Source organism: Flavobacterium sp. N1736, from assembly GCF_025947065.1.
Classification (GTDB): Bacteria; Bacteroidota; Bacteroidia; order Flavobacteriales; family Flavobacteriaceae; genus Flavobacterium.
The window spans coordinates 3,163,981-3,177,854 of record NZ_CP109994.1 but is presented as its reverse complement, the minus strand read 5'-3'; the positions used below and the strand labels follow the sequence as shown (position 1 = coordinate 3,177,854).

The 13,874-nt window shown below is 33.9% G+C and carries 12 protein-coding genes; 6 read left to right on the top strand and 6 right to left on the bottom strand.

Annotated features, from left to right (window positions below):
* The first annotated feature begins 144 nt into the window (after window positions 1–144).
* Window positions 145–813, top strand: a complete 669-nt coding sequence (locus OLM54_RS13630; RefSeq protein ID WP_264535135.1) for a hypothetical protein — start codon at window positions 145–147, stop codon at window positions 811–813.
* Between the two features lie 61 nt (window positions 814–874).
* On the opposite strand, the gene purE is transcribed toward OLM54_RS13630, so the two are convergent.
* The 5 genes from purE to OLM54_RS13605 all read right to left on the bottom strand — a co-directional run bounded on the left by purE (window position 875) and on the right by OLM54_RS13605 (window position 6,828).
* Window positions 875–1,357, bottom strand: coding sequence for a 5-(carboxyamino)imidazole ribonucleotide mutase (gene purE, locus OLM54_RS13625; RefSeq protein WP_264535134.1), 483 nt, complete (start codon window positions 1,355–1,357; stop codon window positions 875–877).
* 88 nt (window positions 1,358–1,445) lie between these two features.
* A complete protein-coding gene (locus tag OLM54_RS13620) occupies window positions 1,446–2,600 on the bottom strand; it encodes a 5-(carboxyamino)imidazole ribonucleotide synthase (RefSeq protein ID WP_264535133.1) in 1,155 nt (384 codons plus the stop codon).
* Between the two features lie 91 nt (window positions 2,601–2,691).
* Entirely contained in the window at window positions 2,692–3,273 is a 582-nt protein-coding gene (locus OLM54_RS13615) for a hypothetical protein (RefSeq protein ID WP_264535132.1), read from the bottom strand.
* A complete protein-coding gene (locus OLM54_RS13610; protein ID WP_264535131.1) occupies window positions 3,274–5,364 on the bottom strand; it encodes a TonB-dependent receptor in 2,091 nt (696 codons plus the stop codon).
* A gap of 189 nt (window positions 5,365–5,553) precedes the next feature.
* On the bottom strand, window positions 5,554–6,828 hold the full coding sequence (locus OLM54_RS13605) for a PQQ-dependent sugar dehydrogenase (RefSeq protein ID WP_264535130.1): 1,275 nt from the start codon (window positions 6,826–6,828) through the stop codon (window positions 5,554–5,556).
* Window positions 6,829–7,013: 185 nt separating this feature from the next.
* Here OLM54_RS13605 and hpt point away from each other — a divergent pair, with 185 nt between their 5' ends.
* The 4 genes from hpt (at window position 7,014) to obgE (ending at window position 10,713) form a co-directional block, all read left to right on the top strand.
* Complete coding sequence (hpt, locus tag OLM54_RS13600; RefSeq protein WP_264535129.1) at window positions 7,014–7,544, top strand: hypoxanthine phosphoribosyltransferase; 531 nt, start codon at window positions 7,014–7,016, stop codon at window positions 7,542–7,544.
* A 76-nt stretch (window positions 7,545–7,620) separates the two neighbouring features.
* Window positions 7,621–8,193 carry an adenylate kinase gene (locus OLM54_RS13595; RefSeq protein ID WP_264535128.1) on the top strand — a complete coding sequence of 191 codons (573 nt, stop codon included), beginning with the start codon at window positions 7,621–7,623 and terminating at the stop codon, window positions 8,191–8,193.
* Window positions 8,194–8,293: 100 nt separating this feature from the next.
* Window positions 8,294–9,568: a hemolysin family protein gene (locus tag OLM54_RS13590; RefSeq protein ID WP_264535127.1), complete on the top strand. Its 1,275-nt coding sequence runs from the start codon at window positions 8,294–8,296 to the stop codon at window positions 9,566–9,568.
* Between the two features lie 143 nt (window positions 9,569–9,711).
* Window positions 9,712–10,713 (top strand): GTPase ObgE, encoded by a 1,002-nt coding sequence (gene obgE, locus OLM54_RS13585; protein WP_264535126.1) that lies wholly within the window; start codon window positions 9,712–9,714, stop codon window positions 10,711–10,713.
* A gap of 110 nt (window positions 10,714–10,823) precedes the next feature.
* On the opposite strand, the gene OLM54_RS13580 is transcribed toward obgE, so the two are convergent.
* A complete protein-coding gene (locus OLM54_RS13580; protein ID WP_264535125.1) occupies window positions 10,824–11,354 on the bottom strand; it encodes a porin family protein in 531 nt (176 codons plus the stop codon).
* A gap of 312 nt (window positions 11,355–11,666) precedes the next feature.
* Between OLM54_RS13580 and OLM54_RS13575 the strand changes: the two genes are divergently transcribed.
* A complete protein-coding gene (locus OLM54_RS13575) occupies window positions 11,667–13,811 on the top strand; it encodes a S46 family peptidase (protein ID WP_264535124.1) in 2,145 nt (714 codons plus the stop codon).
* Window positions 13,812–13,874: the final 63 nt, after the last annotated feature.

Sequence of the window (13,874 nt, the reverse complement as noted above, 5' to 3'; positions counted from 1 at the left end):
AAACAAGATTGATTCTCGTTATAAAAGCATAAAGTATATTGTGTTATAGATATGTTATTTATTGCTGAAGGTGGTTTTAAAAGCTTAAATTGTAAAAAATAGGATTAGAGGTATAAAATGCTAATCATAATTAAAATAAAAAACATGAATTATCAAATTGCAATAAAGAATATCGATACGGTTAATGAAGTAGAAGGATATTGGTCAGATGGAGATTTAATTCAATTATTAGAAAAATTCAATTATCCCGATGGTGCAACAGCAGAGAAAGCGAGTTTGCCGGAATTATTAGAAATGGCAATTTCTGATTACGAACCTAATGAAGCTGCTGAAATCGTCTTGAAATACAAATTTCCTGATAGATTAAGCGACGGACAAATTGAGCAAATATCGCACAATATGTTAATTGATAAGGTTTGCGAGGAATATCCGGAAATAGATATGCAAGGTACTTTGTTTCATACCAATCAATTGCTTTTTAAAGCCTACAACGGAAAATTTCCAAATGCAAAAGCTTCTGTTGTTTATTTTTCAATGGAACCAGCCGATGGTGGAGTTCAAAAGTTAACTGCCGAAAATGTGCTGAAATTATTGAATAATGGTTTGTCAGACAGAAATCTTATTAAAAGATTGTTTGAAAATCAGATGTCTCAAAATATTCCGTTTCCGGAAGCCAAAGACATTATTTGGGAGTTGAAAACAGAAGATGATGTAAATTATATCTTGGTAACTTCAGAAAACTGGATAAATAAAGAAGATATAACAGAATATGAATTTGAGTCTGTTCTTGAGGATATTGAAGAGGAAGTGTAATTTTAGTTTTCAGTTTTTCAGTCGCAGTTTTCAGTATAAACTGCGACTGAAAAACTGAAAACTATTTCAAGCCTTCGGCTGCTTTATTAACTGCTGCTTTTAGTTCTTCTTTGTATGCAATAATTGTATCAAGGACTTTTTTATCATGACTTCCAATGATTTGGGCTGCTAAAATACCGGCATTTTTTGCTCCGTTTAAAGCTACAGTTGCAACAGGAACTCCGCCCGGCATTTGCAGAATCGATAAAACCGAATCCCAGCCATCGATAGAATTGCTTGATTTTACAGGAACTCCAATTACAGGAAGCGGCGACATTGAAGCGACCATTCCAGGTAAATGTGCTGCACCTCCGGCTCCGGCAATAATTACCAAAATTCCGCGAGTGTGTGCATTTTTACTGAAATCGAATAATTTTTCCGGCGTTCTGTGTGCCGAAACAATATCTACTTCAACTTCAATATTAAATTGTTTTAATATATCGATAGCATCCTGCATGACTGGCATGTCGGAGATGCTTCCCATTATAATGGCTACTTTGCTCATTTTTTATTATTATTTAAAGATTAAATGATTGAATGATTTAAAGATGACTATGATGATCTTTAAATCATTCAATCTTTAAATTTTTTAATTATTCCGAAATTACCTTAATTGTATTCTTAACTTGTTCTGCAATTCGTCTTGCTTCGTTCATATCTTCATTTACGATTGTAACGTGACCCATTTTTCTGAAAGGTCTTGTTTGTTTTTTACCGTAAATATGCGGCGTAACGCCATCCCAGCCTAAAATAGTTTCGATATTTTCGTAAACTACATCTCCGGAGAAACCTTCGGCACCCACTAAATTTACCATAACTCCGGCAACTTTACTGTCTGTATTTCCTAACGGAAGATCTAAAATAGCGCGTAAATGATTTTCGAATTGTGATGTATAACTTGCTTCGATAGAATAATGACCCGAATTGTGCGGGCGGGGAGCAACTTCGTTTACCAGGATTTCATCTTCGTTGGTTTGAAACATTTCAACTGCTAAAAGCCCGACGTGATTGAATTTTTCGGAAACATTCAAAGCAATTGCTCTGGCTTTTTCGGCAACTTTTTCGTCGATTCTTGCCGGACAAATTACGTATTCTACCTGATTTGCTTCGGGATGAAATTCCATTTCGACAACGGGATATGTTTTAATTTCTCCCGATGGATTTCTTACTACAATAACAGCCAATTCATTTTTGAATGGAACCATAGTTTCAGCAATACATTCTACATTTGGTAAATCATCCATATCAGAAATCTGACGAATTACCTTTACGCCATTTCCATCGTAACCAAACTCGGTACATTTCCATACAAACGGAATTGTTATTTCGTTATTTCCAACTGATTTCTGCAAATGTTCCGGAGAATCAAATCGCAAATAAGCTGCGGTTGGAATATTACTTTCGGTATAAAAAGCTTTTTGAATTCCTTTATTCTGAATTCCTTTTAATGTTTTTGGAGACGGATATACTTTTACGCCTTCGTTTTCTAATTGCGTTAAAGCATCAAGATTTACAAGTTCAATTTCAAAAGTTAAAACGTCGACTTGTTTTCCAAAATTGTAAACCGTTTCATAATCCATCAAATCGCCTTTAAAGAATTTGTTGCAGGCAATTTTACTTGGCGCTTCGTCGCTTGGATCTAAAACATAAGTTTGTATGTCAAATTTTCGAGTGTCAGACAACAGCATTTTGCCTAATTGTCCGCCACCTAATATTCCTAATTTAAAATCAGAAGAAAAATAATTCATTGTAGTTGTGTTTTTGCAAAGATACTTTTTAATCTTTTTTTTGCCACGAATTTCATGAATTTCATGATGTATGCAATGAGATTATTTTTTTTTATTCTATTTTCTTCAAAACTTCCTTTGCAACAGCTTTATATGCCGCCGAATGATCTCCAAAATCTTTGTTTAAAATAATTTGAAGTTCAGGATGAATCCAGTCGTAATAATTTCCTAAAACATATAATGTTCTTATAGAATAGGCTTTTGTGGCGACTTTTACATCGTTTATCAGCCAGTCAAAAGAAATTTCAATGCAGTTTTGAAGATTTTCTTCGGATAGTAAAATGCTGTTTTCGTTTTTTTTATAATGCGATTTTATTAAAAGCTGAACCACTTTTGCAATTGGGCGAATGGCACTTTCATCTTTAAGATGCTTTAAATTAGAACAGAAAAAATCAAGATGCGGCTGCAGCCAGATCAATTCTTCATACGATACAAATTCCAGAATCCAGCAGGCTTTATGGTTGTTTTTGTCTGATGGAGAAAAACAAATCGAAACCAAATCATTAAATAAATACTGATTTTCTAAAATTTCATTCGCAACTTTTAGTCGGTTTTCTCTGTAGGCATTAACATAATCAAGTTTTTTGTGCAATTCAGATAGCATTTTGGTTGGGGTTGGTTTGGTATAATGCATCTAAAATAAGTAATTTAATGAAATAGTACCGTAATAATTTACGGGTAAACCGGGATAGTAATATCGCGGACTTGCATTTCCGACAGCAACGGCATTTGGTAAAATTAGCGAAGCATATTTTTCATTGGTTACATTGTTTATTCCTGCCGCTAAATGAGAAGTTAAATTGGGCAGAATTTCAAATCGATAACCTGTTTTTAGATTGATAATATTATAGGAGTCTGAAAAAGCAGTATTTGCATCGTTCATCGGAACTGCATCGACAAACTGATAATCGGCATTAAAGTAAATTCCTAAACGGGTATTCAAACTCAAACCCACATTGACTTTATTAGCAGGAACGCCCGTTAATTTATTTCCTGAATAATCATTTCCACTGTCAACAAATTCTTTAAATTCATATTTCCCTAAAGAAGCTCCTAAATAAGAATTCAAAACAAAAAATCTGTTTATTTGCCAATTGTGATTTAAGGTAATCTCAATTCCTTCGTGAAATGTTTTTCCGGCGTTTGCACCAACATATTGATCGTCTCCAACTCTTTTTGCAACCAATAAATCCTTGATTTCCATTCGGTATACAGAAATTTCAGTGTAAAGTTTTTTGTTGAAAAAATAAAATTTTCCGCCAAGTTCAAAATTATAACCGTTTTCAGGTTTTATATCTGTATTAATTGTGCCTTCGCTTGTTAAGGTTTCTTCTGTAGCGGGCAATGAAAATCCGCGACTTACAGAAAAGTAAACGGTCTGTTCTTTATTTGGTTTGAAAAGCAACGATAATTGTGGCGAAAAGATACCGTCATAACTATATTCCTGATCTGAATTTTCGGTATAATTGGTAAGTTCAAATCTTGTTTTATTGTAATTTATTCCTGCCTGAACTTCAAAATATTTTGAAAGTGAAGCTTTAAGCTGCGAGAATATATTGTAGAAATGTCTTTTCTGATCTGTTTCTGTAAGTTGATTTCCCTGCAGACTTCCCTGACCGTTATTTTGCTGGTATAAATTTTCGAAAGTATTTCCGCTGTAAGTGTCTGTAAAATATTCGACACCTGCAATGAAATCTATTCCGGTTTCTTTAATTTTAAAATTGCCCGAAAATTGCGTTCTCGCTCCCGTTGCAAAAGTATATTGACGCAAAATGTCAAAAGGTCTGGGCTCGTTACTGTCTTTATAATTGATAAAAACCGAAGTTGAATTGTTTACGTTGTCACTGATTTTAAAATCATAAGCCAATCCGCTCAAAGTCGATTTATATTCTTTGTATCCTTTTGAAGCAACCCATGTTGCAGCTCCGGATTGTGGATTATTTTCAAAAGCATCTTTATTGATAGAACTCGGAATAAAGGCTTTTAAATAAGTATAATTGGTAAAATAGCTCAGTTTGCTGTTTTGTTTTCGAAACAATTCTCCGGCAAGTGTAATTCCTTCCCGATTATACGCGCTGTTTTCGCGCCAGCCATCGGTTTTTAAATTATGATAACTAATGTTTAAACTGCCTTCGTTTTCGTTCAAACTATAATTTAAACTATTTTTTAATAAACCGTAAGAGCCAAAAACAGAACTTATGCCGGCACTTTGTCCGTTTGTTTTTGAAAGTTGAGGTGAAATTAAAATTGCACCGCCCAAACCTGCTCCGTAAATACTGGAAAGTGGTCCTTTTATGATTTCAATTTGGTTGAGGTTTTCAAGATCAATATCATCAATTACCGTTTCGCTGTTTCCTGACGTTAGCGGAATGCTGCCATAAAAAGCCCTGATTTTATTGGTTCCGTAAGTAGTTCTTGCTCCAATTCCGCGAATCGAAATTCGACTTGTTGTAAAATTAGAGGACTGCATAAATACACCCGGAACTGTATTGATTACCGTTGTTATATCTGTAGAATTATTTTGCAGAAGTTCACTTTTGGATAAAATTCCAATGGAAGCCGGCGTATCTAATAAACTATTGTTGATATGAAGCGGGCTGATTACAATTTCTTTGAGTTTTTCTGTTTTAACAGAATCAATAGTTTTGCTTTTTTGTTCTTGCGCAAAAGTGTTTAGAGAAACAAAAAGCGTAAAAACAAAAAAGCAATATTTTTTTGGGATCATAAGAAGGTTTATAATTAATTTGGTTGGCGTAACTTTTAAACACAATCGTGTCATTTCGACGGAGGAGAAATCACACTCGGGATTCGACAAAGATTGGCGATTTTGATTGTGGAGTTTCTAGTGTGATTTCTCCTCCGTCGAAATGACAAGAAAAGGCTTAAATTGAGGATTCTTTGATAATATTAGAATTTATTTATTTGCTGTAACTTTCCAAATTGTATTTCCACTATCATCATTTACCAAAAGCGATCCGTCATTCATAAGGGTAACCGCAACGGGACGACCGTAAACTTCTGCTTTTGCCTCATCAGAAATAAAACCGGTTAAGAAATCCTCTGGTTTTCCGGAAGGTTTTCCGTTTTCAAAAGGAACAAAAATTACTTTATAGCCAGAAATTTTTGCGCGATTCCAAGAACCATGCTGTCCAACAAAAGCTCCGTTTTTGTATTTTGCAGGAAAAGCATCTTTACTATAAAATGCCAATCCTAATGATGCTGTGTGAGCACCAACCGGAACATCAGGTACAATTGCTTTTGCAGCTAAATCTTTGCGCTGGCCTTTCATTCTTGGATCTAAAATATTGCCATAATAAGAATACGGCCAGCCATAAAAACCATCTTTTTTTACACTTGTAATATAATCCGGAACCAAATCATCGCCCAATTCATCACGTTCATTAACAGCCGTCCAAAGTTCCTTGTTTACAGGATTCCAGTCCATACCAACCGGGTTTCTAAGTCCCGATGCGTAGATTTTTTCGCCCGTTCCGTCAGGATTAATTTCTAAGATATCTGCTCGACGCACTTCTTTGTCCATTCCGTTTTCACCAACATTACTTCCTGATCCAACCGAAACATAGATTTTTGTTCCGTCAGTATTGGCAAGTAAATTTCTTGTCCAGTGATTATTATAACCTCCCGCCGGAAGTTCAAGAATTTTAACACCTTTAGTTTCAAGTTTCAAAGGATTGTTTTTGTATGGATATTTATATAAACCATCTGTATTGGCGATGTAGAAAAAATCTTTTAGAACAAGCATTCCAAAAGGTTTGTTTAAATCGGATATAAAAACTTCGCGCGTTTCAAATTTGCCGTCTTTATCTTTATCACGTAATACCGTAATCTGATTTTTACTGGTTCTTGTACCGCTTTCTACAACAAAAATATCATTGTTTGGTGCAATATAAGTCCAACGCGGATTTTCGAATCCATCAGCAAATTTCGTAACCGTAAAACCTTGCGGCGCAACTGGCGTTTTTCCTTCTGGCCAGCCTATAACTTTGCTGTTATTTGTTTTAGATTCTGTTGCAAATGGCGGTGGTAAAGTAATATCACCAATAGCAGTTTTTACAATGTTGGCGGGTTGTTTTGCCAAGGCTTCTTTTTCTTCTTTCTTAACTTGTCCGTTGCAGGCAGTCATTAACGTCAATAATGAAACCGAAAATAATTGTATGGTTGTTTTCATTGTGTTTTGGGGTTAAATATTTATATAGCAACAATTTAATAAAATTAAAAATACTCAGAGGGTACATTTTGTAATTATTAACTGATATTTAACATTCATAAAAAAATAAATCAAGCTACTATTTTGATACTTAGATTTTAGTTCTAATTCTGTATCTTTGTCCCTTGTTTTAAACATACAAAATAATGATACAACTTCACGATAAACAATTTGTTCCGTTTATTTCGGCTAAAGAAATTGATTTTGCTTTAACAAAAATAGTTGCCCAGGTTGAAGATGATTTTGCAGATGATACCCCAATTTTTATTGGTGTTTTAAATGGCGCATTTATGGTTGTTTCTGATTTTCTGAAAAAATATAAAAGTCCGTGTGAAGTTTCATTTATTAAAATGGCTTCTTATGAAGGAACAGAAAGTACCAATGATGTAAAACAATTAATTGGTATTAATCAGGATTTGTCCGGAAGAACGGTTGTTATTATCGAGGATATTATCGATACAGGAAATACGATCGAGGAGTTAAAACATTTATTTAAAGCGCAAAACGTGAAGCACTTTAAAATCGCTACTCTGTTTTTTAAACCGGATGCGTATAAAAAAGATATCAAGATTGATTACGTTGGAATCAGAATTCCAAATAAATTCATTGTAGGCTACGGTTTGGATTATGATGGTTTGGGGCGCAATCTACCTGAGGTATACAAATTAGCCGAATAATTTTAAACAAAACACAACTATATATTCATTTTAAACTTCTTCGATTAACATCAGGAAGTAAAGAAAAACTAACATTATGATTAACATCGTTTTATTTGGAAAGCCTGGAGCAGGAAAAGGGACTCAGGCAGAATTTTTAAAAGAAAAATACAAATTAACACATCTTTCTACAGGAGATATATTTCGTTTTAATTTAAAAAATGATACCGAATTAGGAAAAAAAGCAAGAGTTTTCATGGACAGTGGCGAATTGGTTCCTTGTGAAGTTACTACAGCAATGTTAATCGATGAAGTAAATAAACATTTAGATTCAGATGGTTTTTTATTCGACGGATATCCAAGAACATTAGAACAGGCAGAAGCTTTAGATAAATTTTTACCAACTATTGGTTCAAGTGTTACAGCAACAATTGCTTTAGAAGCTGATGATGAAATTTTGGTAGCGCGTTTATTAGAAAGAGGAAAAACAAGCGGAAGACCGGATGATCAGGACGAAGAAAAAATTCGTGTAAGATATCAGGAATACAACGAAAAAACAGCGCCATTAATTGGTTATTATAAAGCACAAAATAAGTTTCATGCCGTAAACGGTATAGGAACTATTGAAGAAATTACAGAGCGATTAACATCAGTTATAGATAATTTGTAATAAAATCTGTTTGAAGTTTAAAGTTAAATGTTTAGAAGGAAATTTTAGATAAGTTTTCGGAAAACATTTAACTTTAAACTTTTAAACTTTAAACTCAAAAATGGAAATACTAATAATATTTTTTCTAATACTATTAAACGGAGTTTTCTCCATGTCTGAAATTGCACTTATTTCAGCAAGAAAAAGCAGACTGGAAACAGCCGCTAAAAAAGGAAATAAAAGTGCCAAAACTGCCCTGGATCTGGCCAATTCGCCAAACAAGTTTTTATCAACGGTACAAATAGGAATTACTTTAATTGGTATTTTGACGGGTATTTACAGCGGTGATAAAATCACAATGGATGTTGAGGTTTTTGTAAGCGGATTTGCAGCTTTAAAACCCTACGCACATTCAGTTGCGGTAGGAATTGTAGTTGTAGTTTTAACTTTTTTCTCATTGGTTTTAGGAGAATTACTTCCAAAACGTATTGGTTTAAATTATCCCGAATCGATTGCTAAAATGGTGGCGATGCCAATGAAAGTAGTTTCGATTATTACGGCACCGTTTATTTGGTTATTAACTTCGTCGACAGATTTTTTACTGAATGTTTTTCAGATAAAACCCACTGCTGACGGAAAAGTTACGGAAGAAGAAATTAAAGCCATAATAAAAGAAGGAACTGAGGTTGGAGAGGTTCAGGAAATTGAACAGGATATTGTAGAACGTGTTTTTCATATTGGCGACAGAAAGGTAAATTCGTTAATGACACATCGCAAATCAGTTGATATGCTGCCATTAAATGCTGATAAAGCCAAAATTAAGGAATTGGTTTTATTGGATTTACATACTGTTTATCCTATTTATAGTGACAACTACGATGATATTGTAGGGATTGTAACGCTGAAAAATATATTTGCCAGCATCGAAACAGAACATTTCGATTTATCGGCAATAATGACAGATCCTCCTTATTTAATGGAGCAGACAACGGCTTATAAAGCGTTGGAGAATTTTAAAAGAACCGGAGTTCATTATGCTTTGGTTTCTGATGAATATGGTGTTTTTCAGGGAATTATTACTTTGAATGATATTCTGGAAGCTTTAGTTGGCGATGCATCTGAATTTTATAAAGATGAATTTCAGTTAATAGAAAGAGAAGATGGTTCATGGCTGGTTGACGGACATTATTCGCTGCACGATTTTCTAACTTATTTTGAGTTAGACGAATTGACAAACGATTACGAAGTAAACACGGTAAGCGGAATGATTATGACGGAGCTTTCACATATTCCAAAAGAAGGTGAAAAATTATATTGGCAAAAATTTGTGCTTGAAGTGTTAGATATGGATGGCGTAAAGATTGATAAGGTGTTGGTAAAAGCACTTAAAGAGTAGAGATAATAAAAATAGTTTTCAGTCACAGTATTCAGTCGCAGTTTGCACTGAAAACGAAGCTGAGAATACTAAAAACAATAGAAGTTAGTAATACGATTTAGAGCAATCTAAGATCTAAAATCTAAGATCTGAAATTAAAGAAAATGACAGAAGGAAATTTTGTAGATTATGTTAAGATATATGTTTCTTCCGGAAAGGGAGGAAAAGGATCTACACATTTACATAGGGAGAAATTTATTGAAAAAGGAGGCCCGGACGGTGGTGATGGTGGTCGCGGTGGACACGTATATTTGGTTGGTAATAAAGGTTTGTGGACATTATTTCACTTAAAATTTGCTCGTCATATCAAAGCCGGACACGGTGGAGACGGAGGGGGAGATCGTAGTACGGGTGCAGATGGAGAAGATAAATTTATCGAAGTGCCTTTAGGAACTGTTGTAAAAGACAAGGAAACCGGAGAAACTTTATTTGAAATTACGGAAGATGGCGAAAAAAGAATTCTTTCAAAAGGCGGAAAAGGCGGTTTAGGAAACTGGCATTTTAGAAGTTCAACAAATCAAACGCCACGATATGCACAGCCTGGTTTACCGGGTGTAGAAATGGATGTGATTTTAGAACTTAAAGTTTTGGCTGATGTTGGTTTGGTAGGATTTCCTAATGCTGGAAAATCAACTTTATTGTCTGTATTAACTTCTGCAAAACCAAAAATTGCCGATTATCCTTTTACAACTTTAAAACCAAATTTAGGAATTGTTGCTTACAGAGATTATCAGTCTTTTGTAATTGCTGATATTCCCGGAATTATTGAAGGTGCTGCCGAAGGAAAAGGGTTAGGACATTATTTTCTGCGTCATATTGAACGTAATTCAACATTGTTGTTTTTGGTTCCTGTTGATACGCCGGATATTAAAGGTGAATACGATATTTTGGTTAATGAGTTAACGAAATATAATCCTGAAATGCTGGACAAAGAACGTCTTTTGGTAATTTCTAAATGCGATATGCTGGATGACGAACTTAAAGCTGAATTAAAAACAGAATTAGATGTTGCTTTTAAGGATATTCCTTATATGTTTATTTCATCTGTTGCACAGCAAGGTTTAACAGATTTAAAAGATAAACTTTGGAAAATGCTGAACGAATAATATCTTCATCTTTATAAAATAAAAAACCCGACAATTTATTGTCGGGTTTTCGTTTTTTAGCGAAAAAAACAAAAGCATTCGGGTATTCTTTTTTATGGAAAGAAAAAAGATTATAATCCGAAGTTTTTAGATATTCCGATGTTAAATGTTTTTCCAAAATCAAAACCTATACGCTCTTGTCTTGGATCATTTTTACCATCAAGATTATCGTATCTAAGACCTCCAATAGAGAAGTTTAAACCAAATCCTCTTTTCATATTAATAAATAATGCCGGCGTAAGACTTGCGTACATTCCTTTTGCATTATTTAAAGAAGTGTTTTGATAACCTGCTCCTAAATCTGCATAAACAGAAAATAATTCAGAAAGCGGAGTTGCATAACGTAAGAATCCTCCAATTGTGTATTTTTCTGATTTTTCAAATCCTGTAGTTTTCAAAGTCATAATCGAACCTTCAACTCCTGCAGTCCATTTGTCAGCAAATTGATATCCTACTTTTGGCGAAAATTCGAAATTTTCGGTTTTTAAATCGTCAATTTTTTCAGATGTAAATCCAACATTTCCTCCTAATAACATTGAACCTTTTTGTGCGCTAGCTATTGTAACAACTAGTAATGCAACTGCTAATAATAATTTTTTCATTTTGTTTGTTTTTTAGTTGAAGCAAATTTATACAAAGAAAATTGTAAGAAATGATTTATTTTATTTATTTTAATTTGAAAGTTAATTTTTATAATATATTTTGAATTTTAAAAATTTAATTATTCTTTTCATTAGATTTTAATAAGGTTTGTAATTATTAATAATCAGAAGAGGGATTTTATATCCGATTTTGATAAATTATGAATTTCGTAAAATGGAGGCGATATAATTTTATTATCTTTTGTATTTGATGGATAGTATTATGTATTGTTGCGAAAATGAGTTATATTCGCATGACTTAAACAAAATAATATGAAAAAAATAATTTTATTCTTGACCATGTGTTTGATGGCTTTTCCGGTAAGAGCTGATGAAGGAATGTGGTTTTTGATGTTTATCGAAAGATTGAACCATAGAGATATGGAAAAAATGGGCTTGCAATTAACGTCCGAAGAAATTTATAGTATTAATCACCATAGTTTAAAAGATGCGATTGTACAGTTTAATGGTGGTTGTACTGCTGAAATCGTGTCTAAAGACGGATTGGTTTTAACAAATCATCATTGTGGATATAATGCAATTGCAGAATTATCTTCGGCAGAACAAAACTATTTGAAAGATGGTTTCTGGGCAAAGGAAAGAAGTGCCGAAATGAAACCTAAATCATTATACGTTCGTTTCTTCGTACGTATGGACGATGTTTCTAAAAGAATTTTATCAAAAGTAAATGATACAATGTCTGAAACGGAAAGAAACAAAATCATTCAGCAAGAAATTGCTTTGATCGAAAAAGAGAATAATGAAGGCGGAAAATATACCGTTTCTGTTCGTCCTTTCTTTCAGGGAAATGAATATTACTATTTTGTTTACCAGGATTATACAGATGTTCGTTTAGTAGGAACGCCTCCTGAAAGTGTTGGTAAATTTGGTGGAGATACTGACAACTGGGAGTGGCCTCGTCAAACGGGAGATTTCTCTATGTTCAGAGTTTATGCTGATAAAGACGGAAATCCTGCAGCTTATTCTAAAGAAAATGTGGCTTTAAAACCTAAACATTATTTACCTGTAAGTATTAAAGGTGTAAAAGAAAATGATTTTGCCATGATTCTTGGATATCCGGGAAGAACAAATCGTTGGATGCCTGCTGGCGGAATTGAGCAAAACATAAAATTTGCTTATCCTGCATGGGTTGAAGGTGCAAAAACCGGAATGGACCAAATGAAAAAGTATATGGATAAAGATGCAACAGTTCGTTTGCAGTACGCATCTAAATATGCCTCGACAGCAAACTACTGGAAAAACCGTCAGGGAATGATCGACGCTTTAACAAAAGCGGGAACTGTAGATGCTAAAACGGCACAGGAAGATAAATTTTATGAGTGGGCAACTAAACCTGCAAATAGTCAAAAATATGAGAATGTAATTCCAACTATTAATGATTATTACAGAGAAACGAATTTAAAAGCGCGTCACGATAATTACTTAATGCAGCTTTTGCGTACTTCTGGTTATGCAGCCGGACCTGCAAATTTAGGAAATGCTTTGATTGCTTATTATGCTGAAAATGATGCTAAAAAAGCAGAAATGTTACCGAAGATTAATACAATGATCGATAATATTTACGGAGAGTTTTATGCACCGCTTGAAAAAGATTTGTTAACTGCGCAATTGAACTTATATGCTTCTAAAGCTGGTGAATATGGTTTAGCAACACAAATCGCTAAAATGAAAACAGAGAATAATGGTGATTTTACTGCAGATGTAACAAAAGCAACCGAAGTGAGTTATTTTACGACTAAGGAGAAAGTATTGGCTTTTATGGCTGATCCAAAACCTTTGGCAATTGTACACGATCCTTTGTATATTATTTCTAATGATTTGTTGACAAAATACCGTACTAAAACGGATGATCAGGCAAAAGCTGACGATGGTTTTGCAATTGCTTACCGTGAATTGGTTGAAGGTTTAAGAGAGTCTAAATTAAATGCGATTCAATATCCTGACGCAAACTCTACTTTAAGACTGACTTACGGAAAAGTTCGCGCTTTGCCTGCAGATCCACGTAATGATGCTAAAATAAATAATTATACTACTATGGAAAGTATGGTGAAAAAGTATAAAGCAGGAGATCAGGAATTTGATTTACCGGCACGTTTATTAGAGTTGAACAAAGCAAAAGATTTTGGTCAGTATGCTGATAAAGCAGGTTATATGCCAGTAAACTTTTTAACAGATAATGATATTACAGGTGGAAATTCCGGTTCTCCGGTTCTTAATGGAAAAGGAGAATTAATTGGAATTGCTTTTGACGGAAATATCGAAGCTATGGCGGGTGATGTTATTTTTGATCCTAAATTGCAAAGAACTATTAACGTAGATATTCGTTATGTTCTTTGGATTATCGACAAATATGCTGGAGCTAAAAATATTATTGATGAATTGACTATTGTAAAATAGTTTTATTGATTTCTAAAATTATACCCGACAGGTTTCTGAAACTTGTCGGGTTTTTTATGCACA

Coding starts and splice junctions, on each gene's coding strand:
- OLM54_RS13590 (WP_264535127.1), top strand. CDS start 8,294: ATGGAAATACTAATAATATTTTTTCTAATACTATTAAACGGAGTTTTC.
- OLM54_RS13595 (WP_264535128.1), top strand. CDS start 7,621: ATGATTAACATCGTTTTATTTGGAAAGCCTGGAGCAGGAAAAGGGACT.
- obgE (WP_264535126.1), top strand. CDS start 9,712: ATGACAGAAGGAAATTTTGTAGATTATGTTAAGATATATGTTTCTTCC.
- OLM54_RS13580 (WP_264535125.1), bottom strand. CDS start 11,354: ATGAAAAAATTATTATTAGCAGTTGCATTACTAGTTGTTACAATAGCT.
- OLM54_RS13615 (WP_264535132.1), bottom strand. CDS start 3,273: ATGCATTATACCAAACCAACCCCAACCAAAATGCTATCTGAATTGCAC.
- OLM54_RS13575 (WP_264535124.1), top strand. CDS start 11,667: ATGAAAAAAATAATTTTATTCTTGACCATGTGTTTGATGGCTTTTCCG.
- purE (WP_264535134.1), bottom strand. CDS start 1,357: ATGAGCAAAGTAGCCATTATAATGGGAAGCATCTCCGACATGCCAGTC.
- OLM54_RS13630 (WP_264535135.1), top strand. CDS start 145: ATGAATTATCAAATTGCAATAAAGAATATCGATACGGTTAATGAAGTA.
- OLM54_RS13610 (WP_264535131.1), bottom strand. CDS start 5,364: ATGATCCCAAAAAAATATTGCTTTTTTGTTTTTACGCTTTTTGTTTCT.
- OLM54_RS13605 (WP_264535130.1), bottom strand. CDS start 6,828: ATGAAAACAACCATACAATTATTTTCGGTTTCATTATTGACGTTAATG.
- hpt (WP_264535129.1), top strand. CDS start 7,014: ATGATACAACTTCACGATAAACAATTTGTTCCGTTTATTTCGGCTAAA.
- OLM54_RS13620 (WP_264535133.1), bottom strand. CDS start 2,600: ATGAATTATTTTTCTTCTGATTTTAAATTAGGAATATTAGGTGGCGGA.